We start from the raw sequence: 26,029 nt of genomic DNA, 5'->3' as shown, positions 1-26,029 counted from the left end.
AAAACTATTAGAAGAAAAATTACCGAATGTCTTTATACAAAAAAATATTAATTTTTATTTTTTTATGCTTTTGTTTACAAGGCGTAAACGCTCAGGTAGATAAAGCTCAAAAAGAGCCTAAACCTAAGAAAGACAGCACGGAAATTTATACTAAGATTCGAAATTATTCTAAGAAAAATAAGTTTACGCAGACGATGCATAAAATATTTTTCAGATCTAAAAAATCAAAGAAAAAAGAAGAACTACTTGTAAAAATAGATTCCACAAATTACGAGGGAAAAATTATTCGTAAAATAAATATAATCACATTAGATCCTTTTGGATATTCTGTTGCCGACACTGCTCAAGCGCCAAAAAACTGGGGTGAAAGAACGGGAAACAAACTCCATTTAAAGACTAAAAAAATAGCGATTTATAATTTATTGCTTTTTAAACGAAATTCTCCTTATAACACGTATAAAGTTTTAGAATCCGAGCGTTTGATACGTGCGCAGCGTTATGTAACGGCTGTTCGTATTTCCAATCAGACTGTTGGACAGGCATCGGATTCTGTTGATGTTACGATCCGTGTTTTGGATTCCTGGAGTACCATTCCGAGATTTTCTATTTCAAGTAATCAAGTGGCTGTTGGTTTTAAGGAAAAAGACTTTTTTGGTTCTGGACAGCAATTAGAATACCGTTTTACCAATCGTTTTGATGACGGCCGAAATGGTAACGAAGCCACTTACACGGTTCCAAATATTAAAAATACATATGTCAGCACCATTCTTCATTATAAAATGGATTTGGATCGAAATTACATCAAAAGTATTGATGTAGAACGTGATTTCTATTCTCCTTTAACTAAATGGGCCGGCGGTGTTTATGTGGATGAATTTTATAGGAGAGACACATTACAAGCACCGGATCTATCCTATGCCTATCAGCCAATAAAATATAAGTCGCAGGATCTATGGGTTGGACGCGCTTTTAATCTTTTTAAAGACAATCATGATGCCATAACCAACCTTATTACGACTGCGCGATTTTTAAACGTTAATTACACCGAATCACCGACAGAACTTTATGATCCTGATAATTTTTATTCTAGTGAAAAATTCATTCTGAGCGGTATCGGATTAAATACACGAAAATTTATTCAAGACCGCTATATTTTTAGGAACGGGCAAACAGAAGACGTTGCGACGGGAAGAATTTACGGTTTAACTTTTGGCTATCAATACAAAAATACCTTTTGGAGACCTTATGTCGGTGCGCAGTTTTCGTTTGGAAACTACTATCGGTTAGGTTTTTTGAGTATGAATTTTGAAGCGGGAACCTTCTTTCATCAATCTAAAACTTATCGAACGGCTTTTTTATTTGAATCGAATTATTTTACAAAGTTGTACAGTATTGGAAATTGGAAACTTAGACAATTCGTAAATCCGAAATTGGTAATTGGAATCAATCGTGATGATGTTATTGGCGATCAGCTTGATATTAATGAGCAAAATGGGATAGCGGGGTATAGAACAGCGTTGTTTGGAACAAGTAAAGCTGTTTTATCACTTCAAACACAAACCTATTCACCGCATGCATTATGGGGGTTCCGTTTAAATCCTTTCTTTAATTATTCTATTGCGGTGTTAGGAAGTCCAGAAGCAGCCATGACTAAAAGTAAGCCTTATTCTAAACTTACTATAGGCTTGTTGATTAGTAATGATTACTTGGTTTTCAGCTCCTTCCAGCTTTCACTTTCCTACTATCCAAGTATTCCGCTGCAGGGAGACAATGTTTTTAAAACAAATACTTTTGAAACTACTGACTACAAAATGCAAAGTTTTGAACTTGCAAAACCAAGAGTGGTTGATTATAAATAAAGTTTGTTTTTTTTCTACAATCAAAAAACTCACAAAATATTTAATTATCAATATATTAGAAATAAAACCCATTTAAATCTTCTCGTTGAAGTGCTTTTTTATCCGACAAAATGCATCTGATTTATTTTTTTGGCACAGTATGTGAATATCACAAAACAAGAGTAACAATTAAAAAATAAAATAAGATGAAAACGATAAAATTAGCAATCGCCGGATTATTTCTACTGGTTGCAAACGCCACGCAAGCCCAAGTATCGATTAACGTTAATATAGGAAATCCACCAGCATGGGGACCTGCAGGATACAGCGAAATGGAATACTATTATCTTCCAGATATTGAAGCCTATTATGACGTACGTGCCGCACAATTTATCTATTTCGGAAGAGGTAAATGGGTTAGAACAACTTACTTACCAAGACAATATAGAAATTATGATTTATATGGAGGTTACAAAGTAGTTCTAACAGATTATCATGGTAGAACACCTTATACTTACTTTGACCGTCATAAAGTAAAATATTATAGAGGATATCATGGAGCGCCGCAAAGACCATACAAACCAAGACCTGTTTATGGTTACAATGACCGCCGTAATGATCACAAACATTATGACAAACACGATAAACATCACAACAAACATGACAAACATGATAGACACGATGATCGTCATGACGACCGTGGCCGTGGACCTGGAAGAAGGTAATGCTAAATATCTAGCATTCAACACAAGAGAGTATCAAATAAAACGATACTCTCTTTTTTTTGACCATTTAACTTTGAAGTTTTGTTAATTTATTGTAATTTGAATATAAATCACTGAAAAACAAAGAGTTTTAAAAAATTAACCTTTGTTTAATGAGATTCTATTCTATATTTGCAGCGAATTTTAAAATCCAAAAAAGAATTTATGAAAAAGAATGTTTATTTACTTTCATTTTTAGCAATGTCACTATTAATAGGATGTGACAATAATGATGATAACAAAAACGACAACCAATCGTTGAATAACATTACCATTACTTCAGATCAGAATGCTTTGAGCCAAAGGCTTGATTATACCAATTCTGGAGTAATCTCTGTTGAAAACACTTCATTGACAGGGAAATCTGCCGAAAGTACGATTACAACTTTTCCTTTAGTTCAGATTGCTGAAGTAAAACCACCAGTTGACGCCAACGGAAAAACATTACAAGCAAGTCATGTTACTGTAAACGGGAACTATGCTTATGTTTCTTATATCACTAGAGGTGATGTATATTCTGGAGCAATCGACGTGATTGATGTTTCAGATCCATATAAACCAAAATTGGTTACATCTGCTTTAATTCCAAATACAGATATTACCTCTCTTACTTACGCTAACGGAAATTTAATTATTGGAGCAGCAAAAGATATCGATAAAGATCCTTTGCTTGCTAATAATCCTGCGGTTCTTTTTAATATGCCTTTAAGTTCAGGACTTCTTACAGATAAAGTAACTACTAATTATTTAGAAAGCAGAGTAACAACAGACGTTGCCGCTAATTCTACAAATTATTTTGCTGTAACAGGAGACAACGGAAGTTTGTTTAAAATGAGTACTTCTACAAAAGCAATTACAGGCAAAGCTGCAATGGCAGATTTACGTTCAATTGCCTTAACTTCTGATAAAGTAGTGACATTAAGCGGAACAAAAGGTGTTAATATTTACAATCAATCGACACTTGCTTTGCAAAAAAGCTTTACAATATCTACAGATATAAGCGGTGCAAAAAGAACAATGGATATCGACGGAACAAAACTTTTAGTTTCTGAAGGTCCAAACGGTCTTGGTGTTTACGATATCAACAGCGGTTCTAAATTACAAACTATTGGCATTACTGCTGCTGGCGAAGATAATGTTACTAATGCTGTCTCTGTAAACGATGGTTATGCATTTTTAGCAAATGGTGCGTTAGGTCTTAATGTTTACCAATCTGGAACACAACTTAGTTTGTTAGGTTCTGTGGGAATTGCGGGTTCTTCAAACTATGTAAAATCTAGCGGTAATTATATTTATGTTGCCAGCGGAACAGGCGGTTTGAAAATCATTAAAATGGAAAAACCAAATACTACATTTGCAAGTTGTTTATCTTATGGTTTATACAACCAAGGAAGAGATTTAATTTTAAATTCAAACGAAATTAAATCATACCAAGGAGCAACAGCAATTAACTCAGCTATTGTAAATTCTGGTGCTGTATTAACACATTGTGGTGCAATATCTGTTTTAAGTAATTTAACTTTAAACAGCAATGGTACTTTTAATATGAGAGGAAGTTTGTCTCAAGGTAAATTTTTACAGTCAACAGAACTTATCATAAACAACAATGCAGTATTGCAGGTTGAAGGTTCAGTTGTAATCTGGGGAGATTTGAGATTAAACAGTGGTGCTAAAATTAATTTCATTGGAAACGATTCTTCTATTACAATCTACGGAAAAGTTACAAAAGGAAGCAACGTTACAATTACAGGTACTTACAAAGACACAGAAAACAAATTGAAATAAACAATAGTTAAATTTCAAAACATATATTTTAAAAGCTGTCAGAACTATAGTCTGGCAGCTTTTTTTATTTTAGCTCCCTTAATTAAGGTACAATTATTGTGCGTTAACATTTCATTTAAATAATCTTCCATAAAATAATTAGTATTTTTGGGACAATTTCAAAAACATCTCACTCTTACCATGCGAAAAATACAGATCCAGATCATTCTTCTATTTTTTATAGGTTTTCAAACTTCATTTGCACAACAGCCGCAAAAACTAAATTCGGTTGAAATTTATAATCAAATCAAAAAATTAAACTTTTTAGGTTCTGTTTTATATGTTGCAGCGCATCCTGATGACGAAAATACCCGAATGATTTCGTATTTGGCAAATGATATGAATGCCAGAACTGGTTATTTATCATTAACACGCGGTGATGGAGGTCAAAACTTAATTGGGCCTCAATTGCGCGAATTATTGGGAGTTATAAGAACGCAAGAGTTAATTGAAGCCAGAAAAATTGACGGTGGTGAACAGTTTTTCTCCCGTGCAAATGATTTTGGTTTTTCCAAAAATCCAGATGAAACCTTAGATATTTGGGATAAAAATAAAGTACTAGCTGATGTAGTTTGGACAATCAGAAAATTTCAGCCGGATATTATCATCAATAGATTTGATCATCGTTCCCCAGGTACAACACACGGTCACCATACTTCTTCTGCAATGTTGAGCGTTGAAAGTTTTAAATTGACAAACGATCCTAAAGTTTATCCAGAGCAATTGCAATATGTAAAACCTTGGCAGGTAAAAAGACAATTTTTTAATCCGTCTTGGTGGTTTTACGGAAGCCAAGAAAAATTTGACGCAGCCAATAAGTCTAAATTCAGCAAGTTAGAAACAGGAGTTTACTACACTGGAATTGGAAAATCAAATCAGGAAATTGCTGCTTTAAGCAGAAGCCGTCATCAATCGCAAGGTTTTGGAAGTACGGGTGTTCGTGGAGAAGAAACCGAATATTTAGAACTGATAAATGGGGAAACTCCAAAAGAAAGAGATAATTTATTTGATGGAATTGACACAAGCTGGAACCGTGTAAAAAACGGAAAACCAATTGGCGATTTAGTTACATCAATTATTTCGAAATACGATTTCAGTAATCCATCTGCAAGTATTCCCGATTTAGTTAAAGCCTATTCAATGATTGAAGTTTTAGAGGATACACATTGGAAAACCATTAAAGCTGCAGCTATAAAAAACATCATTGCATCCTGTTCAGGTTTATATCTTGAAGCTGTTGCAAATGAACAAGAAGCAACTCCAGGAAGCACAATTAGACTTAGCCTTGAAGCTATTAACAGATGTGCTGTCGATATGCAATTGGCAAGTGTAACCACATTGCCAGATAATAAAACTACAGTTCAAAACAGCGTTTTAAAAAATAATAACGATCAAAGAATCAGTCTTTCGTTACAGCTTCCAAACAATATTGAATATACACAGCCATATTGGTTAAAGGAAAAAGCAACCGTTGGGATGTACACGGTTTCTAATCAAGAAAATATTGGGATTCCAGATATTATTAGAAATGTAAAAGTCGTTTTTAATGTAAAAATAAATGGTGTAGAAATTCCGTTTGAACGAACTGTTGTTTATAAATATAACGACGGTGTAAAAGGAGAAATGTATAATTTCCTTGATATCGTACCAGAAGTTACTACTTCAATTTTAGAAAAAGTCTTAATATTTAGAGATACTAAAACTAAAATGATTCCTGTAAAAGTACGTGCAGGAAAAGACGATGTAAAAGGATATTTACATTTGGATTTACCAAAAAGCTGGAATGTTTCTCCAAAAGAGATTCAGTTTGCCTTAGACAAAAAAGGAAGCGAACAACTATTTTATTTTGAAGTTACGCCGCCAGTTAATCCAGAAGAAGTTACCGCAAAAAGTATTGCTGTTGTAGACAACAAACGTTTTGATAAAGATCAGACCATTATAGATTTTAGTCATATTACAAAACAAATGGTTTTAAAAGCTGCTGAATCAAAATGTATTAGAATCGATTTAAAAACTTCTGGAGACGCAATTGCGTACATTATGGGCGCTGGTGACGAAGTGCCTGAAAGTTTAGCACAAATGGGTTACAAAGTTTCTATTCTAAAACCAGAAGAAATTACACCCGAAAAATTAGATTCTTTTAGTACAGTTATTACTGGAATTCGTGCGTATAATACAGTAAACGCTTTAGCAAATAAGCAAAGTATTCTTTTCAATTTCGTAAAAAGCGGTAAGAATATGATTGTACAATATAATACAAACGGAAAACTAGTAACCGATAAAATTGCACCATATCCGTTAAAATTATCGAATGATCGTGTGACTGAAGAAAATGCAAAAATCACTTTCCTAGCACCGAATCACCCTGTTTTAAATACACCAAATAAAATAACAGCAAAAGATTTTGAAGGCTGGACACAAGAGCAAGGTTTGTATTATCCAAATGAATATGATCCTGCCTTTACTCCTATTATTTCGTCGCATGACAAAGGTGAGTCTGCTAAAAATGGTGCTTTATTAGTGGCTCCATACGGAAAAGGATACTATATTTACACAGGTTTGAGTTTCTTTAGAGAATTACCTGAAGGTGTTTCTGGCGCTTATCGATTATTATCGAATATTATTTCGCTGAAACAACCAATTGAAGCTCCTAAAAAAGACATAAAGCAATAATTATGGAAGCGAAAAAAACAAAAAAATGGAAAAAAAGCTACACCTATGTTTTGGTCGCTAATGCAATTTACATTGCTATCTTTTTCTTAATCATGCAATTATACTCATAACCTATGCAGCTATTTGACTGGATCGTACTTATTGTAACATTATTATTTATTGTTGGATATGGCTCATGGAAAACCAAAGGCAGTAAAAATGTTGAAGATTTCATTTTAGGAAACAACGAAACACCTTGGTATACTGTTGGACTTTCTGTTATGGCGACACAAGCCAGCGCCATTACTTTCTTGTCTACTCCAGGACAAGCCTATCATGACGGAATGGGTTTTGTGCAGTTTTATTTTGGTCTGCCAATTGCCATGATTGTTATTTGTGTGACTTTTATTCCGCTTTACCATAAAAGCAAGGTTTTTACTGCTTACGAATTTTTAGAAAAAAGATTTGACGTTAAAACCCGTTCGCTTGCTGCTATTTTATTTTTAGTGCAAAGAGGTTTAGGAACTGGATTAACAATCTATGCACCCGCAATTATTTTGTCGGCGCTTTTAGGCTGGAACCTAACCTTGATGAATATCATGATTGGAGTTTTGGTAATTATTTATACTTTTTCCGGCGGAACAAAAGCGGTAAACGTTACTCAGAAACAGCAGATGTTTGTGATTATGTCTGGAATGTTTATTACTTTTTTCCTGATTCTGCATTATCTGCCAAATGATATGACTTTTACCAGTGCGCTTCATATTGCTGGGGCAAATGATAAAATGAATATTGTCGATTTCTCTTTTAATCCCGAAGAAAAGTATACTTTTTGGAGTGGTATTACAGGAGGTTTCTTTCTGGCACTCGCCTATTTTGGTACAGACCAATCTCAGGTTGGGCGTTACTTATCAGGAAAATCAGTTCGTGAAAGTCAGATGGGATTAATTATGAACGGACTTTTAAAAGTTCCAATGCAGTTCTTTATTCTTTTGACAGGAGTTATGGTTTTTGTATTTTTTCAATTCAATCCTGTTCCATTAAACTTTAATCCGAATAATAAAATTGCTATCGAAAAATCGCAGTTTAAGGCAGAATACAGCGTTTTAGAAAAAAAATTAGAAAAACTTTCTGAAGACAAGAAGGTAATCAATTTATTATATATCGATCAGTTGAATCAAGATTATGACAATCCGATTTTGCGTAAAGAACTAGTTGCATTATCTAATAAAGAAAAAGATTTAAGAGATAAAGCGAAAGAAATTATTTCGAGAGCAGACAGTAATACTGAAACAAATGATAAAGATTACGTCTTTTTTCACTTCATTTTGCATTACCTGCCAAAAGGTCTAATCGGATTGTTATTGGCCGTTATTCTTTCGGCCGCAATGTCGTCGACGGCTTCTGGACTTACCGCACTGGCTTCGACAACTGCAATTGATATTTATAAACGAAATCTCAAAACCGAGAAATCAGAAAAGCATTATCTAAATGCTACAAAGTTCTTTACTCTTTTCTGGGGTGTTGTAGCCATACTTTTTGCCTGCGTTGGTACTTTGTTTGAAAACTTAATTCAGCTCGTAAATATTATTGGATCTATTTTCTACGGAACGGTTTTAGGAATATTTCTGGTTGGTTTTTATTTAAAAAGAGTTCAGGCAAAACCAATGTTTATAAGTGCCATTATAAGTCAATTGACGATTTTTGTAATCTACTATTTTATGATTTACACCCAGGAAAAACTAGGCTATTTGTGGCTTAATTTTATTGGTGCAATTTTGACAATTGTATTAGCCTTATTGCTGCAGTTTTTGTTTTTTAAAGGGAAAAACGATAAAGATGAAATCATTTTAGAATAAAAAATGGATGAAAAGATTATTATTGATACTATCATTCTTAATTTATTTCAATGCTAAAAGCCAAAATACTGATGCTATTGATATAGTAGAAGACCATTCAATAGCAACTCAACTTTTTACAAAATGTTTTGAAAATTTAAATCAAGGGTCAGAAATATTTGAAAAATATCCAGCACTTAAAAACGTAAAATTCTGTACGTTAATAAATTGTATGTTTTTGTATGCTTATAAAGAAAATGACATACAGCTTGCTGCTGAAAAAAGATTGATTGGAATTGCCACTCAATTGTATAATGAAGGAAATCCAGTTTATCTAACTATGGGATTAGACAGTTATTTATCTACCCAAGAAAAGAATAAAAATTTAGAAGATGATAACCATATCGTTTATATCAGTTACGGAGAATGTACAAATCCTACTTTTTTAATTGAAGCTGCAAAGATCGTAAATAAACAAACTAATCTTCTAATTAATCGATCTGTCTCCAAATAATCCTACTACCTTAGCCCTGATGGAAGCGTCATCCTTTTGGGTCGGTCCCGAAGCTTCGGGAGGCACAAAAGATACAGCGGACAGCAGGAAACAGCTCCTAAAAAGTATACTTCGCCATTACATAAGTTAGAATAAAATAATTCTTCTAAATTGTAAGTAAAAAGTACTATTTTAGTTCTTCTAAATTAATCCTCAAAGGATTAACCAAAAACAATCTTAATCCTAAGCCAAATTGTAAATGAAAATTTCAGACGATTTAGAAAAATTGCTTCCTTTCGGTTATCTTTTCCTGATTTTGATGGGAATATTGAAGGACAGTATTTATTATTATCAATTTGGAATAAATATTTTAAGATACTCCACGATAATGGACGTTTTAATAAGTCCGATTGCAGAGTTTACTTCTAATCCCATAATTTTAATTGCCATAATTTTACTGTTTGTATTACACTTTCATCTGCCTTCATTTTTAGCTAAAAAGAAAGACATACGTTTTGTACAAAAGGCTTTTGAATTAAAACCAACAGATCAATTATCAGCCGAAGAAGCAAAAAGTTATTATAACGGCATTGCGATAAAATCTCTGATACTTTTTTTATTATCCTTTTTTCTTGGCTACGGATTTGCGGGCGGTTATTTCAACAAGAAAAAATTACATAATAATACATTAGAATATGATTTTAGAATTGATTTTAATGAAGGCGAATCTAAAGACGTTTTTATATTAGGGAATAACAGCCTTTATTACTTTTATTTAGTAAAAGGAGATAAAACGGTAAAAATTACGCCTTTGGCCTCTATAAAAAATATAGACTTGACTAAAAATAAAATGATTCCCTAAGTAATTTTAATTTTCAATAACCATCATTATGAAAGATTTAAAAAAATACAGCAATAAAACCAAAGCTGCTTTTATTCTATTACTAGTGATGCTCCTAATTTTATTAGGCAATTTTAATACACTGCGAAATTCTAAAAACGTAAATGATAATATCAGTGCGATTTACAAAGATCGCCTCGTGGTTGCGCATTATATTTTTCAGTATTCGAAACAGCTTCATTTTATAAAAGGCGAAGCCGAAAAACTGAATCTAAGTGATAATATAAAGAAAAACGAAATTATTCACACACTGGATATCATTCACGGAATTGACGATTTGTATGCTAAAACCGTTTTGACAAATAAAGAAAAACAGCATTTTGACGTTTTTTTAAGTTCCTGCAAAGAAATTAATAAACAGGTTGAAAATAAAAATTGGGGTAAAATTGCCAGTTCCAGCACGCAAGCTTTAAAAACATTAGAATCTCTGTCGCAAATTCAAATTGAAGAAGGAAAATCTAAACTTGCTGCAGCTAATGCGATGTACAACAAAAACAACAGTCTGGGACAATTGCAAATTGCTCTTCTTATAATATTAGGTGGTATAACTTTTTATCTTTTGATAAAGAAAATAAAGAAAACGATTAAAATTCCGGAACCGCCAAGTTTGAATTAACTTTTTTTTAATTCCAATTTCTTAATTTCAAAAAATAGCTTGTGTATTTGATTTAACTATGAGATTTAAACGCAAAGGCCGCAAGGTTTTTTTAAAGGCAGCGTTTACTAATAATGCAAAGTTCGCAAAGCTTTGGGAATAAACTTTGCGAACTTTGCGTAAATATTTGTGCTCTATTCAGTTAAAAACAAAGCAAAAAAATTCCAAAACCCGAAAGTTTTGGAATTTGGAATTTTATAATTGAAATTTATAATTTGTAAAAATTATTATCTGCTCCACTCTGCGATACTGTCTTTATTTAATTTTACGTAATCTGCGTTGTTTGCAGCTTCAGCAGATGCTAAAGAAGCTTTTGCTGTTTCGATTGCTCCTTTTTTATCACCTTGTTTTGCTTGAATCTGTGATTTCAATCTTGATACGTAATACGGTTTATCTGTACTCATATCAAGCGCTTTGTCTACATAAGTTCTTGCAGTTTCGATATTTCCGTTTGATTGAAATAAATATTGAGCTGCACCGTAGTAATCATTCCAAGTTGGACCAGCCAAAGTTTTTTCGATACTTGCTACAGCAGTTTTAGCTGTTGGAACTTCAAATTTTAAAGCTACATGAGAATTTTCCCAAGCCATTTCTAAATAACCAAAATTAGGATCTAAACCGTTAATTCCGATTGTAAATGTCTCAACAGGAGTTGGTAAAGCATCTTCTTTTACAGTAGTTTTTAAAGCTACATAAGCATCACTCCAATTTTCTGGCAATCCCCAATTGTCTGTAGAAAGATAAAAAATTACGTCCCAGCTTTCAATTCTTGGAACTGTATAAATTGCATATTTCCCTTTTTTCAACGTTTTTCCGTCAATAATTACATCGTCGCTGAAGTTGATAATAGTGTTTTCGTTAGCACCAGTTCTCCATAATTTTCCAAATGGAACTAAGTTTCCAAAAACAGCTCTACCTCTTGCACCTGGTCTTGAGTACGTAACTTCAACATCTGTTAAACCTACAGTTTGTTTTATATATCCTTTTGGACTTGATTGCGGCGTTTTTACTTGCGCTTCTGATGCTAATGGCGCTAAGATCAGGGCTAATGCAATAAGTAGTTTTTTCATTCTTGTGAGTTTTTTTTGTTTGTTCAAATTTACAAATTCAATTACCGAACAAATGTTAAATTTTATATAATTCAAGCCTTTAGCTGTGATATTTTTTCAGCATTTAATTCGTTGAAATGATCAATAATCAAATCTGCTTGATCTAAATCCTGCAGGTTCGAATGTTCACTTTTGTATCCTATACAGTATATTCCGGCAGCTTTAGCGGCTTTTATACCGTTAGTGCTGTCTTCAATAATGATACATTCTTCTTTTGGCGCAATCGATAATGATGCAGCATGAATAAAAATCGCCGGATTCGGTTTTGACTGAGGAAAATCTTCTCCACTAACAATATCAGTAAAATACTGATGCAGATTGAATCTTGTAAAAACACGATCAATAGTTACTTTTGAAGCTGATGAAGCAAGGATTAACTGTATTCCGCTGTTGTATAAGTCTTTAATTAAATCTTCAACTCCATCCAAAAGATACAAATCTTCTTTGGTATCAAAAGCATCATTAAAAATACTGCGTTTTCTCTGAATCAGATCTTCAACTTCCTGTTCTACAGAAGGAAAATGGCTTTTTAAAGTTTGAAATGTATTTCGAGTAGAAAATCCCGTAAACGAAGTATACATTTCTTCAGGAACTTCAATATTCAACTCCGAAAATTGTAGATAATAAGCATAACGGTGAACAGGCTCTGTATCTACAATTACACCGTCCATGTCAAAAATTACTGTTTTAATCATTTTTTTTAGGTAATAAGGTTCTAAGGAAGAAAGATTCAAAGGTTTTTACTTTTACAGTGAAAACTGTGACCGTGACTACTTATTTCGTAAGCAAATGTCTAATCACTGTTTCAGCAGCATGCAGACCAAATAACCCTGGCATATAACTGTTTGTTCCGTAAAAAGACTTTTTAAAGTTTTTTCCGTCGGTTAATTTTAAGCTTTTTTCGTCTTGAATTTCAGAAGAAAAAACCACTTTTAATTTATTGATTTTTACTTCTCTCAAACGCTTGCGGATTGTTTTAGAAAAATAACAGTTTACCGTTTTAGAAATATCGGTAACTTTTACTTTAGAAGCCAGCATTTTTCCGCCTGCGCCCATACTGCTGATGATTTTTACTCTTTTTCTTTTTGCAGCTATAATCAAATTTAGTTTTGGAGTAATACTGTCGATACAGTCTAAAACATAATCAAATTCTGGAGAAACAATTTCGAAAGCACGCTCTGGAGAAAGAAATTCCTGTACGCGAGTAAGGTTTAATTCTGGATTAATATCCATCAAACGATCGCCCACAATTGTAATCTTTGGCTGCCCAACTGTTGAATGCAATGCCGGTAACTGGCGGTTGATATTGGTTATATCTACAACATCGCCATCTACAATTGTCATGTTTCCTACTCCTGCTCTTGCTAAAAATTCAGCTGCAAAAGATCCAACTCCTCCTAATCCAACGACTAAAACATTAGATTTTTGTAAATTTTCTAATCCCTCTTTCGTAAATAAAAGCTCAGCTCTTTCTGTCCACTCTGCCATATATTATATTTTGTTTTTTTAGTTTTATTTGTTTCAAGTTTTAGGTTTCAAGTTTCAGATTTCAGGTTTCAGGTTTCATGTTTCAGGTTTTGCATTTGTCAGGCTGAGCGAAGTCGAAGCCCTCGTACTTTTTTGTAATTCCCTTCGACTTCGCTCAGGGTGAAATCCTAAAACTTATATTTTATCTACTTGCTAAATACACTTTTATAATTACTCGAAATAATAGTCTTTAATTCTTTTATATTTAAACCTTTATATTGAGAAGCTAATTCATAAACCTGCTCAATTGATTCTTCCATTGTATCTGTTTCCAGAAAAAAACGATCGTTTGGTACATACTCAAAAACCGTTTTTAAATCGGGATTTTTCAATAAATATTTTCCAAATGAAAGATAAAATCCTGCTGCAATTAATTGTTCTGCAACTTGTTTGTTTTTCGAAAAACCATGAATAATCATCGGAACCGTGATTTTCAATCTTTTCTTAATTTCAATTACTTCCTGAAAAGCGGCAACACAATGTATCACGACTGGTTTTTTGAATTTTTGCGCCAAAGCTAATTGCTTTTCAAAAACTGAAATCTGTAAATCAAAAGGAACTTCAATTCTTTTATCCAAGCCACACTCTCCTATTGCCAGGCAATTTTCAGTCTGCAATTTTTCTTCTATAATTTTTAAATCGGCATCTATCCTATTTTCATCAATATACCACGGATGAATGCCGATAGAATAAAATGCAATCGAGGCATCAAATTCTTTTGGATATTGATTAACCAATTCTAAAACATCAGATTGATTGGTAAATTGGTGGGTATGAAAATTAAAATATTCCATTAATGAAAGGTCTTGACACCTGCTTTAATTTCAATTTTCAAATCATTTTCCAACGGTACCAGCGGACAAGAATATTTGTAATTATATGCGCAATACGGATTATAAGCTTGATTAAAATCGATTGCTATTGTATTTCGTTTTGGTATTTCTAAATCTATGTAACGCCCGCCTATATAACTTTGTTTACCGCTAGTTAAATCTGAAAAAGGTAAAAACAAATGATTTTTATATTTTTCCTGTACTATAAGATCTAAACTTTGATAAACGGCCAGTTTAAAAGCTTTTCCATTTATTTTAAAGTTTAAAGTACCATATTTAATATACTTTGGAGTATAATTTCCTGAAGTTTTCATTTCAAAAACCTTTCCTCCTTTTGCTTTTACCAAAGTAGCATTGACAAAATAAGCTGCAGAAATAGGATAAAAATCTAAGCTTTTAAATGTTTTTAAATCTTCTGCCATTAACGGACTTGTCTTAGGATCAGCATATTCCGAATTAAGTTTCTTTTGAAATTTTTCGGCATCACTTTTACTAAATTTTTTTTGACCGAAGCCAAAATTAAAAACCAACAATAAAACTAGGGCGTTTATAGTTTTCATCTTAGAAATTTTATGCAAAAATAGTTCAAAAGTAACAAAACAACAACCACTTAACGAGACAAAGTTTCCTAACTTTGTAACGATAATCTATCATGCAAAATGCTTAAAACCGCTTTTTCCCATTACATTAACAATTTTAGAGGATTTACAAGAGAAATTTGGATTCTGGCCGTTGTCACTTTTATCAATCGTGCGGGAACAATGGTGCTTCCTTTTTTATCTAAATATTTAAAAGAAGACCTTCATTTTACCTACAATCAAGTTGGGTGGATTATCGTGGCGTTTGGATTTGGTTCTATGCTGGGTTCTTGGCTTGGAGGTAAACTTTCAGATAAAATAGGGTTTTATAAAATCATGATTTTTAGTTTATTTACCAGCGGCGTTTCGCTTTTCTTTGTTCAATATATTACTACTTTTTGGGCGCTTTGCGTTGCGATGTTTTTATTAATGACCATTGCAGATATGTTTAGGCCGGCGATGTTTGTTTCTTTAGGAGCTTACGCAAAACCAGAAAATAGAACGCGCGCCTTAACCCTGGTTCGTCTTGCTGTAAATTTAGGTTTTGCCGCCGGACCTGCTCTTGGTGGTTTAATTATTATGGGAATGGGTTATTCTGGTCTTTTCTGGGTTGATGGAGCTTCTTGTATCATTTCGATCTCTATTTTTGCTTTATTGGTAAAAGAAAAGAAAAAAGCTATTCACGATGATAAAACCGAAAGTGCTTCTGACGTAAAATCTGTTTTTCATGATAAAATTTTCTGGGTTTTCTTATTTGTGAGTTTTATTACTGCAATGATCTTCTTTCAGCTTTTTACCACTTTACCTTTATATCATAATGAGAAATTTGGATTGAGCGAATTACAAACAGGATTATTAATGACGCTCAACGGACTTTTGATTTTTTCTTTAGAAATGCCTACTGTTGGTTTTCTAGAAAGAAAAGCATTTCCTAAAATCAGAATTATTATTGTTGGTTCATTTGTTATGGCCTTAAGTTTCTTTATCCTTCTCATTAATATGTGGGCAGGAATATTAGTGGTCAGTATGGTTTGTATATCTATTGGAGAAGTTTTGACTTTTCCATTTTCAAATGCTTTTGCTTTGAGCCGAGCGCCACGCGGACAAGAAGGCCGTTATATGGCACTTTATACCATGAGTTTTAGTCTTGCTCATATTATTAGTTCTAAAGTGGGCTTTGAAATTATTACCCGATTGGGCTACCAAATTAACTGGTTGTTTATGGCTTGCATTGGCGTTATTGCAACTGGATGTTGTATTTGGATTAAAAATGCTTTGGTGGCAGAGAAAATTTCTTAAACAAATTTAAATCACATAAACAACTCAAATTCAAATTATTACCATTAAATTTGAATCACATTTCTGCGCTCAAAAGTCAATCCAAACTTGATTTTTAGTTAAATAACTATATTTGTAGTTGCGTAACTAAAAAAATAGTTGTAGGTTTGAATTAAAATTAGAGAAGATGCAGAAGTTAACAAACAAAGAAGAAGAAATTATGATGATTTTATGGAAGCTAAAGAAAGCTTTTGTAAAAGAAATCCAAGCAGAAATTACTGAAGACCAGCCACATTATAACACCCTGTCGACCATTGTTCGTAATTTGGAAGAAAAAGGATATGTTGGCCATAATGCCTTTGGTAACACGCATCAATACTTTCCTATTGTTGCCATTGAAGATTACAGAAAAGGATTTATGAAAACGGCGATTGACAATTATTTCAACAGCTCGTATAAAAGTATGGTTTCCTTTTTTGCTAAAGAAGAAAAAATTTCTGCAGATGAACTACGCGAAATTTTATCGATGATCGAAAATAAAAACGAAAAAAAATAGGCAGCTTATGGAAGCACTTTATATATATATCGCCAAATCATGCAGTTTAATGTTGTTTTTCTATTGTGTTTATTATTTTTTATTACGCAAAGAAACATTCTTTAACAGCAACAGATGGTTTTTACTATCTGGTTTAATTGTCGCAGCTTTTTTACCACTATTAAGTTACACAAAGATTATTTGGATAGATGCTGACCCATATGTAAATACTGCTATTCAATCAACTTTTGGTGAAAACTCTGAAAAAGGATCTGTTGATTTTAGCTGGAGTACTATTCTACTAACAATTTACGGACTTGGATTTTTAGTTTTCATTTTAAAACTAGCCATTGACTTTTACAGTCTAAATGCAATTATCAAAGGAAAAAAAATTCAGCAGCAAGCAGATTTTAAATTTATAGATATTAACGAAAATATTGCTCCTTTCTCCTATTTCGAATATATCATTTACAACTCATCATTGTACACTCCAAGCGAATTAGAGAATATTCTTGAACATGAAAAAGTGCACAGCGATCAAAACCATACTGTAGATGTATTGATTTCTAGAATCTTCTGTATTTTATTTTGGTTCAATCCTATCATTTGGCTTTACAAAAAGGCTATTATGCAAAATCTTGAATTTATTGCCGACAGCGAAGCAGCAAAAAAAATACAAGATAAAAAATCATATCAATACACACTTTTAAAAATAACAACACACGAAAATTGTGTTGCAATCACCAATCATTTTTATCAATCATTAATCAAAAAACGAATCGTCATGTTAAACAAAAATCAATCAAAAAAGAAGAATTCTTGGAAGTATTACACTGTAATTCCTGCACTTGCCGCTTTTGTTTTATTATTTCAAGTTGAAGTAATTGCAAAGGAAAAACCGCAAATTATACAGGAAAATGAATCAAACATCAAATCTGTAGATGTTTATAAAATCCGAAAAAACTCTACAGATGCAGAATTGAATGAAATCAAAAGTAATTTGCTGAAAGATCACAATGTAAAATTTGAGATTTCTGAAATTAAGAGAAATGATTCAAATCAATTAACATCTATTGTAGTTGATATCAAAAAAGGAAAGCAACGTGCTAAATCCATTCAAAACTCTAGCAATCAAGCTATAAATGAATTTGGAGTAGTTATTATAACTTATAATAATGGTGACAAAAAGATCGGAATTCAAACTATAAACGATTCAAATAAGGAATCAAAAGCTGCAGTAAGTAAAGGCGGTGCAACTGTGAATGTAAATAAAGATAATGATGATAATTCAACATCTCCACATTCAAATATTATTATTACTCAAAACCAAAACTCTAAAAACCAAACCAATGTCAACGTTAATTCTAATACTAGTACAAAAACTAACAGCAATACTAATTCAAATAGCAGCACTATTGTAACCACAGATAATGATGACAACAATGTAGTTACTAAAATTACTACCTCTAATGGAAAAACAAATGTTGCTGTAACGAGCGGTTCTTCAAAATCTAAAGTACAAGGTGTACCTCTTATAATTGTTGATGGAACAGAAATGCCACACGGTTTTGATCTTGACGAAATCAAACCTGAAGATATTAAAAGTATGTCCGTTTTTAAAGGAACTAACGCACTTTCAAAATATGGCGAAAAAGGATCAGATGGCGTAATTGAAATCGAAACCCGCAAATAAACTAAAATGCAAAAGCTAACCAATAAGGAAGAAGAAATCATGCATATTTTATGGAAGCTCAAAAAAGCTTTTGTGAAAGAAATTCAAGCAGAGATTTTAGAAGATCAGCCGCATTACAACACTTTATCGACTATTGTTCGTAATCTGGAAGAGAAAGGATATGTTGCGCATAATGCTTTTGGAAATACACATCAATATTACCCAATTGTAAGTATCGAAGATTACCGACAAGGTTTTATGAGTACAGCAATTGACAACTATTTCAACAGTTCATATAAAAGTATGGTTTCTTTTTTTGCTAAAGAAGAAAAAATTTCTGCAGCCGAATTAAGAGAAATATTAGATATGATCGAAAATCCAAAAGAAGGTAAATAATCAAACACTATGGAAGCACTTTTCATTTTTATCCTAAAATCAAGCGGGTTACTAGCAATGTTCTATTTTGCTTATATTTTATTACTTCGCAAAGAAACTTTTTTTAACAGCAGCCGCTTTTTTTTAATTGCGGGATTGATAACTTCTATAATACTGCCTTTTGTAGTTTACACTAAAGTGATCTGGGTTGAAAAACCAGCGGCTCCAATAACTGTAGATAGAGCGATTGAAAACTTTTCTACTGCTACTGTTTCTAACAATAGTACTGTTGCTTATGAACCGCAGTACAATCCAGAAGCAGCCGTTGAAGAAGAATCAATTCAAATCAATTGGGATTTAATTTTAATTGCGGTTTATGGTTTAGGATTTACAGCTTTCATGATCAAATTTGGACTTGATTTTTATAGCCTGAACACAGTCTTAAAAGGAAAAGAAATACAACAGCAGGAAGATTTCAAATTTATTGATATAAATGAAAACATTGCTCCCTTCTCTTATTTCGATTATATTGTATATAACTCATCACTATATACTCCAGCGGAATTAGAAAGTATTTTGGAACACGAAAAAGTACACAGTGATCAAAATCATACCGTAGATGTTTTGATTTCGAGAATCTTCTGTATTCTATTTTGGTTCAATCCAATTGTGTGGCTGTACAAAAAAGCTATTCTGCAAAATCTTGAATTTATTGCTGACAGTGAGGCTTCTAAAAAAATCAGCGACAAAAAAGCGTATCAATACACACTTTTAAAAATCACAACACATGAAAACTGTGTTGCAATCACCAATCATTTTTATCAATCATTAATCAAAAAACGAATCGTCATGTTAAACAAAAATCAATCAAACAAGACAAACTATTGGAAGTATTATGCCGTAATTCCAGCACTTGGGGCTTTTGTTCTTTTATTTCAAATAGAAACAATTGCACAGGAAAAGAAACAAAACGAACTACCTGCAATTTCAAAAGATACAATCAAAACCACTGAGGAAACATTCAAAATTACTAAAAATACGAGCGATCAGGAGTTAAAAGAACTGCCAGGAAAATTAAAAGCAAGTCATAATCTTGAAATCGAAATTTCGGACGTAAAAAGAAATTCTAAAAAAGAATTAACAGCAATTCAAATCAAAGTAAAATCAGAATCTGGTAAAAAGGAATCTATTGTAATAGACGGAGATGAAGCTATAAAAGACTGCGAATTTGCAATTGGAACTGACGAAGACGGGCAAAAATCTATCAATATTATTACAGATGGAAATTTTTCAGTTCCTGTAATGGTTAAAAACGACAAAGTTATTGTTCGCCACTACGGAGATTCTGATGTGTTACCTCCTACACCACCTTCACCGCCAGCTTTTCCATCAGGACCAATGCCTGTGGCTCCCGCATTTGATATGTCAAAAATGCCAAAACCTCCTGTAGCTCCAAAAAACATGAATGATAAAGCTGCAGTGAGTAAGTTCGAAAAAGAAATGGAAGCTTTTGAAAAGCAAATGGAAATTATTGAACCTCAATTGGAAGCTTACCAAAGACAAATTGAAATCGTAATGTCTCAAAGAGAAGCTGTTTATGAAAAAGAAATGGCTAAGTATGAATTAGCAATGGAGAAATTCAATGTTAATATGGACAAATTCAATTATGACTTTAAGTTTAAATTTGGAAATGATGCAGAATATGGAAATACTAAGCAATATGAGCAAGATATGAAACAGTTGGAGCTTGATATGAAACAGCATGAAAAAGACATGAAACAACATGCAAAAGATATGAAGCAACATGATAAAGATATGAAGCAGCACGAAAGAGACATGAAAGCTTGGGAAAAAGAAAACAAAAAAGCTTAATCTACTTTATTCATTAATAGAAAAACCAGTGCTTAAAACACTGGTTTTTCTATTTACATAATTTACACCTTAAAGGACTTTGCTTCAAACACAAAGTCTTTTTTTATATCTTTGAAAAAACAAATCTACTATGTATAAATTCTTAGCCAAATTAAATAAAATATTATTGCCAAGTTTTACCAAACAAGGCTTAGATATTGCAAAAGCAAAAAAATGGCAAATGGCTATTATTGGTTATCGCGCTTATGTTACAAAACGTGCATTAGAATAGTCTAAAAAAATCGTTTTTATTATAAACTTATTTGTATAGCGGCTTTATTTAAAAAGAGAAGTGGTTTCGGCAAAACTTATTTCGTAGTTTTGCAGTCCATTACCATTTTTTAATGAAAAATAAAGAAATCAACCTTCCTCCTGTTCCCGCTGTATTATTGGCAATTATTAGTGTTCAGTGTGGTGCAGCAATCGCCAAAACACTTTTCCCAACAATTGGTGCCGCAGGAACCGCATCGCTGCGTATTGGTATCTCTGCTTTAATTCTGTTATTAGCTTACCGACCAAATCTAAAAGCAATTACCTCAGACCAATGGAAAATCGTTATTCCATACGGATTGTCTTTGGGAGCTATGAATCTAATCTTTTATTTTGCTATAGAACGAATTCCAATTGGTTTAGCCGTAACCTTAGAATTTGTTGGGCCTTTATTATTGGCTATTTTAGGTTCCAAACGCTTAATTGATTATTGCTGGGTTTTGCTGGCAGCAATAGGGATTTTATTAATTGCACCGTGGACAAATGATCGTCTCGATCCGCTTGGTATTTTATTTGCACTTTTGGCTGGAGCATTTTGGACTGCCTATATAGTTTTAGGAGGAAAAATTTCTAAAATAATGAACGGCGGTCAAGCCGTTTCAACAGGAATGTTATTTGCCGCAATTTTAATTTTACCCTTCGGATTTTTAGAAAACGGATTAGCTAATCTAACTCCAAAACTCTTTGGAATGGGTGTTGCACTTGCGCTTTTATCCAGCGCAATTCCATTTACTTTAGAAATGAAAGCCTTAGGTCAGCTTCCTCCTCGTACATTTAGTATTTTAATGAGTTTAGAACCTGCAGCTGCATCTATTTGTGCATTTATTTTTCTACAGGAAAACTTAAGTTTTTATGAGATTTTGGCGGTGGTTTGTGTCGTTGCAGCGTCTGCTGGAAGTACCTTAACTGCGAAAAAATAATTTCAAAAAATCTCAAAATAAAAATTCCAAATTCCAATTTTAAGCTTGGAATTTGGAATTTTTATTTTGGAATTTTTATTTTGGAATTTTCTAATCTATTATTTTTTAGGTAACAAGACGGCATCAACTACATGAATTACACCATTTGATTGGTTAACATCTGCAATTGTAACTTTAGATTTGTTACCATTTTCATCTGTAATGTAAAGATCTTTACCTTTCATCCATGCCGTAATAGTTCCACCGCTTACAGTTTTAATAACTGCTTTACCTTTTCCATCTTTTATTGCTTTTGCAATATCAGCCGAATTCCATTTTCCAGAAACAACATGATAGGTCAAGATCGTTTGAAGCATTTTTTTGTTTTCAGGTTTTAATAATGATTCAACAGTTCCTTTCGGTAATTTGTCAAAAGCTGCATTTGTTGGAGCAAAAACGGTAAATGGTCCTGCACCTTTTAAAGTCTCAACTAAATCAGCTGCTTTTACTGCCGCAACCAATGTGGTGTGATCTTTTGAGTTAACGGCATTCTCGATAATATTTTTGTTAGGATACATTGCAGCGCCGCCAACCATTACTGATTTTTGAGCGAAAGATGTAAATCCGAATGCTAATGCTAAAATTGCTGTGGCTAAAAATTTTCTAGTTTTCATAATTAATATTTTAAGTTATAAGCTCATTTACGCCGTAATATTTGTTTTGGTTTTATGAAAACTAAAAATAATTTTAAAAAACTTTGAATTATTCTCAAAATACACTGTAAAACAAGATGTTGTACGTAAAAATTATTTTTTTATATTTTTCTCCAACTAAATGATTTTCGTTTTAGTTTTATTCTTAAATTAGTTTTAAAACTTATTCATTATGCAAAATCTACCTAAAAAAGTAAGAAGTAAAAAGCTAAGTTCTAGAGTCGATTTAACTGCAATGGTCAGCGTTTCTTTTTTGCTGATTATATTTTTTATGGTAGCAACCGAGTTAAGAAAACCAAAAGCTGTTGATTTGAGTTTGCCTAACTATGATGCTTCCACATGCGGAGGGGATGGTGGATGTAGAATGGGATCAGACAATCGTATAATTACTGTTATACTTGATGATAATGATAAAATAATAACATATTCAGGATTGTTTGGGTTTTATGAATTCCTTCCTAAAAAAATTGACTTTGGAAGAAATGGAATTCGTAAAGAATTAAAAGAAAGACAAAATGCAATACTCGATTATTCTGCTAAAATAGGAAGAACTAATAGAGGAGCAATTGTAATAATAAAACCTAGTAAAAAATCAAATTTCAAAAATCTAGTAGATATTTTAGATGAAATGGCAATTGCAAAAATTGATACTTATGCAATCGTAAACGATTTTACTCCGGAAGAATCAAAATTGCTAGCTTCTAACTAAAAATTATTTTTTATGAAAAATCTACCTAAAAAAGTAAGAAGTAAAAAGCTAAGTTCTAGAGTCGATTTAACTGCAATGGTCAGCGTTTCTTTTTTGTTGATTATATTTTTTATGGTTGTTGGAGAATTATCCAAACAAAAAATAATGTTTAACGAAGTACCTAGTTGTATAGATGAACACCCATTTATAGATTGTTATATGCCTGACGAAAATCGTACGGTAACTATACTTTTAGGAGATGATAACAAATTGGTAACTTACTCTGGATTATTATTTGTACCTATTCAAGAACCTAGACAAGTAAAATATGGTAAAAATGGAATTAGAAAAGAGTTATTAGATCGAAACAAAAAAGTTCTTGAATATTCTGCTGATAAGGGTAAGCCAGGAATGGGAATTAATGTAATTATAAAGCCGAGTGAAAAATGTAATTTCAAAAACTTAGTAAATATTTTAGATGAAATGGAAATCACTCAAATTAGTAGTTATTCAATTGTTAATCAATTTACACCAGAAGAAACTAATTTACTAGCTGTAAAATAATCAAACTTCTTTTGAAAACTGGTGCCCTAGCCCTGATCGAAGCGGCATCCTTTTTCTGGCTCCTTTAGTCAGGAAAAGATATAGCGGAGAGCAGGAATAGCTCCAATTTAAATACAAATAACAATTAAAAAAAATCCAAATTCCAATTGTAACGAGGTTCAGGACTTCGCTCGAACTGACAAATGAGAAACAATTTGAAACTTTAACTCCGAGACAAAAATACAAACAAAAAAAGTCCCACATCACTGTGGGACTTTCTATTTATAAAAAACCTAAGAATTATTTTTTCTCAGTTTTTTCCATTTTAGCTTTTAATGCAGCTAATACATCATTGTTATCTCCTAAAGTTGCAGCTGGTGCATTAGTAGAAGAGTTAGATGAAGTATTTTCAGTTGCAGCTTTCACGTTTTTCTCTTCTTCTTCACGGAAGATAGCAGTGTGAGAAGCAACTACTCTTTTGAATTCTTTGTTGAATTCGATTACTTTGAAATCAGCAGTATCACCTTTTTTCAATTTCTTTCCGTCTTCTTTTTCAAGGTGACGAGTAGGAATGAAAGCAACGATATCATCTCCGAATTCTACAGTAGCTCCTTTGTCAACGATTTCAGAAATTTCACCATTGTGGATAGTTCCTACAGCGAAAGAATCTTCGTATTGATCCCAAGGATTAGCAGTAGTTTGTTTGTGACCTAAAGATAATTTACGTCCTTCAACATCTAATTCTAATACAACTACATCAAGTTTTTCACCAACATTTACAAATTCAGATGGGTGTTTGATTTTCTTAGTCCAAGATAAGTCAGAGATGTAAATTAATCCATCAATTCCTTCTTCTAATTCTACGAAAATACCAAAGTTTGTAAAGTTTCTAACGATACCTGTATGTTTAGAACCTACTGGATATTTAGAAGTAATGTCAGTCCATGGATCTTGAGATAATTGTTTGATACCTAATGACATTTTACGGTCATCTCTATCTAAAGTTAAGATAACTGCCTCAACAACATCTCCAACTTTTACGAAATCTTGAGCAGAACGTAAATGAGTTGACCATGACATTTCAGAAACGTGGATTAAACCTTCAACACCTTCAGCAACTTCGATGAAAGCACCGTAATCAGCGATTACAACTACTTTACCTTTAACTTTATCACCAACAGTTAAGTTAGCATCTAAAGCATCCCATGGGTGAGCGTTTAATTGTTTCAATCCTAATTGAATTCTTGTTTTCTCATCATCGAAATCAAGGATTACAACGTTTAATTTTTGGTCTAATTCAAGAACTTCACTTGGGTGGTTGATTCTGCTCCAAGAAAGGTCAGTAATGTGAATTAATCCGTCAACACCACCTAAGTCAATGAACACACCATAAGAAGTAATGTTTTTAACAACACCTTCTAATACTTGTCCTTTTTGTAATTGACCGATGATTTCTTTTTTCTGTACTTCAATATCAGCCTCGATAAGCGCTTTATGAGATACAACAACGTTTTTGAATTCGTGGTTAATTTTTACCACTTTGAATTCCATCATTTTGTTTACATATACATCGTAGTCTCTAATTGGCTTAACGTCAATTTGAGATCCTGGTAAGAACGCCTCGATACCGAATACATCAACGATCATACCTCCTTTAGTTCTACATTTAACAAAACCGTTAACGATTTCTCCAGTTTCATTAGCTGCAATAACTCTATCCCAAGATTTGATAGTACGTGCTTTTCTGTGAGATAATACTAATTGACCTGTTTTGTCCTCACGGATGTCAATTAATACTTCTACTTTGTCACCTACTTTTAAGTTTGGGTTGTAACGGAATTCGTTTAAAGAAATAACACCTTCAGATTTAGCATTGATATCAACGATAACGTCTCTATCTGTAATTCTAACAACAACTCCTTCAACTACTTCTTCTTGATCTGTAGCGATGAAAGTTTTTGATACTAGTTCTTCAAACTCTTGTAAGTTTTTCTCATCTACTGCATCAATTCCTTCTTGGAAGTTATGCCAGTTAAAATTTGCTAAAAACTCTTCTTGTGATTTTAATTGTTCAGACATGCTGATAAAAAATTTGTATTCTGTTTTTCTCGAGTTTCTCTATGCGATAGAAAA

The 26,029-nt window shown here is 32.6% G+C and carries 24 protein-coding genes; 17 read left to right on the top strand and 7 right to left on the bottom strand.

Annotated features, from left to right (window positions below; translation table 11 throughout):
* Window positions 1-26: 26 nt before the first annotated feature.
* The 8 genes from BSF42_RS00255 to BSF42_RS00220 all read left to right on the top strand — a co-directional run bounded on the left by BSF42_RS00255 (window position 27) and on the right by BSF42_RS00220 (window position 10,926).
* A complete protein-coding gene (locus tag BSF42_RS00255; protein WP_095951122.1) occupies window positions 27-1,859 on the top strand; it encodes a hypothetical protein in 1,833 nt (610 codons plus the stop codon).
* A gap of 185 nt (window positions 1,860-2,044) precedes the next feature.
* Window positions 2,045-2,563 carry a hypothetical protein gene (locus BSF42_RS00250; RefSeq protein WP_095951121.1) on the top strand — a complete coding sequence of 173 codons (519 nt, stop codon included), beginning with the start codon at window positions 2,045-2,047 and terminating at the stop codon, window positions 2,561-2,563.
* A gap of 204 nt (window positions 2,564-2,767) precedes the next feature.
* Window positions 2,768-4,387, top strand: coding sequence for a hypothetical protein (locus BSF42_RS00245; RefSeq protein WP_095951120.1), 1,620 nt, complete (start codon window positions 2,768-2,770; stop codon window positions 4,385-4,387).
* 180 nt (window positions 4,388-4,567) lie between these two features.
* Entirely contained in the window at window positions 4,568-7,099 is a 2,532-nt protein-coding gene (locus tag BSF42_RS00240) for a PIG-L family deacetylase (RefSeq protein ID WP_095951119.1), read from the top strand.
* Window positions 7,100-7,212: 113 nt separating this feature from the next.
* On the top strand, window positions 7,213-8,937 hold the full coding sequence (locus BSF42_RS00235; protein WP_095951118.1) for a sodium:solute symporter: 1,725 nt from the start codon (window positions 7,213-7,215) through the stop codon (window positions 8,935-8,937).
* Window positions 8,938-8,944: 7 nt separating this feature from the next.
* Window positions 8,945-9,430, top strand: a complete 486-nt coding sequence (locus BSF42_RS00230; protein ID WP_095951117.1) for a hypothetical protein — start codon at window positions 8,945-8,947, stop codon at window positions 9,428-9,430.
* Window positions 9,431-9,668: 238 nt separating this feature from the next.
* On the top strand, window positions 9,669-10,271 hold the full coding sequence (locus BSF42_RS00225) for a hypothetical protein (protein ID WP_095951116.1): 603 nt from the start codon (window positions 9,669-9,671) through the stop codon (window positions 10,269-10,271).
* Window positions 10,272-10,299: 28 nt separating this feature from the next.
* A complete protein-coding gene (locus BSF42_RS00220; protein ID WP_095951115.1) occupies window positions 10,300-10,926 on the top strand; it encodes an MCP four helix bundle domain-containing protein in 627 nt (208 codons plus the stop codon).
* Window positions 10,927-11,192: 266 nt separating this feature from the next.
* On the opposite strand, the gene BSF42_RS00215 is transcribed toward BSF42_RS00220, so the two are convergent.
* From BSF42_RS00215 to BSF42_RS00195, 5 genes are all read right to left on the bottom strand, one after another.
* A complete protein-coding gene (locus BSF42_RS00215; RefSeq protein ID WP_095951114.1) occupies window positions 11,193-12,035 on the bottom strand; it encodes a DUF2911 domain-containing protein in 843 nt (280 codons plus the stop codon).
* Between the two features lie 71 nt (window positions 12,036-12,106).
* A complete protein-coding gene (locus BSF42_RS00210; RefSeq protein WP_095951113.1) occupies window positions 12,107-12,769 on the bottom strand; it encodes an HAD family phosphatase in 663 nt (220 codons plus the stop codon).
* A 79-nt stretch (window positions 12,770-12,848) separates the two neighbouring features.
* On the bottom strand, window positions 12,849-13,562 hold the full coding sequence (locus tag BSF42_RS00205) for a ThiF family adenylyltransferase (protein WP_095951112.1): 714 nt from the start codon (window positions 13,560-13,562) through the stop codon (window positions 12,849-12,851).
* Between the two features lie 185 nt (window positions 13,563-13,747).
* Window positions 13,748-14,395, bottom strand: coding sequence for a TatD family hydrolase (locus tag BSF42_RS00200; RefSeq protein WP_095951111.1), 648 nt, complete (start codon window positions 14,393-14,395; stop codon window positions 13,748-13,750).
* Complete coding sequence (locus tag BSF42_RS00195; RefSeq protein WP_095951110.1) at window positions 14,395-14,994, bottom strand: DUF1684 domain-containing protein; 600 nt, start codon at window positions 14,992-14,994, stop codon at window positions 14,395-14,397. Before BSF42_RS00195 ends, BSF42_RS00200 begins: the two co-directional genes overlap by 1 nt.
* A 99-nt stretch (window positions 14,995-15,093) precedes the next feature.
* On the opposite strand from BSF42_RS00195, the gene BSF42_RS00190 reads away from it, so the two are divergent.
* From BSF42_RS00190 to BSF42_RS00160, 7 genes are all read left to right on the top strand, one after another.
* Entirely contained in the window at window positions 15,094-16,311 is a 1,218-nt protein-coding gene (locus BSF42_RS00190; protein WP_095951109.1) for an MFS transporter, read from the top strand.
* A 166-nt stretch (window positions 16,312-16,477) separates the two neighbouring features.
* Window positions 16,478-16,846 carry a BlaI/MecI/CopY family transcriptional regulator gene (locus BSF42_RS00185; protein WP_095931146.1) on the top strand — a complete coding sequence of 123 codons (369 nt, stop codon included), beginning with the start codon at window positions 16,478-16,480 and terminating at the stop codon, window positions 16,844-16,846.
* 7 nt (window positions 16,847-16,853) lie between these two features.
* Window positions 16,854-18,518, top strand: a complete 1,665-nt coding sequence (locus tag BSF42_RS00180; RefSeq protein ID WP_095951108.1) for a M56 family metallopeptidase — start codon at window positions 16,854-16,856, stop codon at window positions 18,516-18,518.
* Between the two features lie 6 nt (window positions 18,519-18,524).
* Entirely contained in the window at window positions 18,525-18,893 is a 369-nt protein-coding gene (locus BSF42_RS00175) for a BlaI/MecI/CopY family transcriptional regulator (RefSeq protein ID WP_095951107.1), read from the top strand.
* 9 nt (window positions 18,894-18,902) lie between these two features.
* Window positions 18,903-20,744, top strand: coding sequence for a M56 family metallopeptidase (locus tag BSF42_RS00170; protein WP_095951106.1), 1,842 nt, complete (start codon window positions 18,903-18,905; stop codon window positions 20,742-20,744).
* A gap of 130 nt (window positions 20,745-20,874) precedes the next feature.
* Window positions 20,875-21,015 (top strand): SsrA-binding protein, encoded by a 141-nt coding sequence (locus tag BSF42_RS00165; RefSeq protein ID WP_095951105.1) that lies wholly within the window; start codon window positions 20,875-20,877, stop codon window positions 21,013-21,015.
* Window positions 21,016-21,127: 112 nt separating this feature from the next.
* Window positions 21,128-21,973, top strand: a complete 846-nt coding sequence (locus BSF42_RS00160) for a DMT family transporter (protein WP_095951104.1) — start codon at window positions 21,128-21,130, stop codon at window positions 21,971-21,973.
* Between the two features lie 98 nt (window positions 21,974-22,071).
* On the opposite strand, the gene BSF42_RS00155 is transcribed toward BSF42_RS00160, so the two are convergent.
* Window positions 22,072-22,626, bottom strand: coding sequence for a fasciclin domain-containing protein (locus BSF42_RS00155; protein ID WP_095951103.1), 555 nt, complete (start codon window positions 22,624-22,626; stop codon window positions 22,072-22,074).
* Window positions 22,627-22,837: 211 nt separating this feature from the next.
* On the opposite strand from BSF42_RS00155, the gene BSF42_RS00150 reads away from it, so the two are divergent.
* Window positions 22,838-23,374 carry a biopolymer transporter ExbD gene (locus BSF42_RS00150; RefSeq protein WP_095951102.1) on the top strand — a complete coding sequence of 179 codons (537 nt, stop codon included), beginning with the start codon at window positions 22,838-22,840 and terminating at the stop codon, window positions 23,372-23,374.
* Window positions 23,375-23,386: 12 nt separating this feature from the next.
* Complete coding sequence (locus BSF42_RS00145) at window positions 23,387-23,917, top strand: biopolymer transporter ExbD (RefSeq protein ID WP_095951101.1); 531 nt, start codon at window positions 23,387-23,389, stop codon at window positions 23,915-23,917.
* A 279-nt stretch (window positions 23,918-24,196) separates the two neighbouring features.
* On the opposite strand, the gene rpsA is transcribed toward BSF42_RS00145, so the two are convergent.
* Window positions 24,197-25,975 (bottom strand): 30S ribosomal protein S1, encoded by a 1,779-nt coding sequence (gene rpsA / locus BSF42_RS00140; protein ID WP_095951100.1) that lies wholly within the window; start codon window positions 25,973-25,975, stop codon window positions 24,197-24,199.
* Window positions 25,976-26,029 lie beyond the last annotated feature (54 nt).

The organism is Flavobacterium sp. ACN6 (genome assembly GCF_002304005.1).
Lineage (GTDB): Bacteria > Bacteroidota > Bacteroidia > Flavobacteriales > Flavobacteriaceae > Flavobacterium.
The sequence above is the reverse complement of the archived record's forward strand: the minus strand, read 5'-3'. Positions and strand labels throughout refer to the sequence as shown.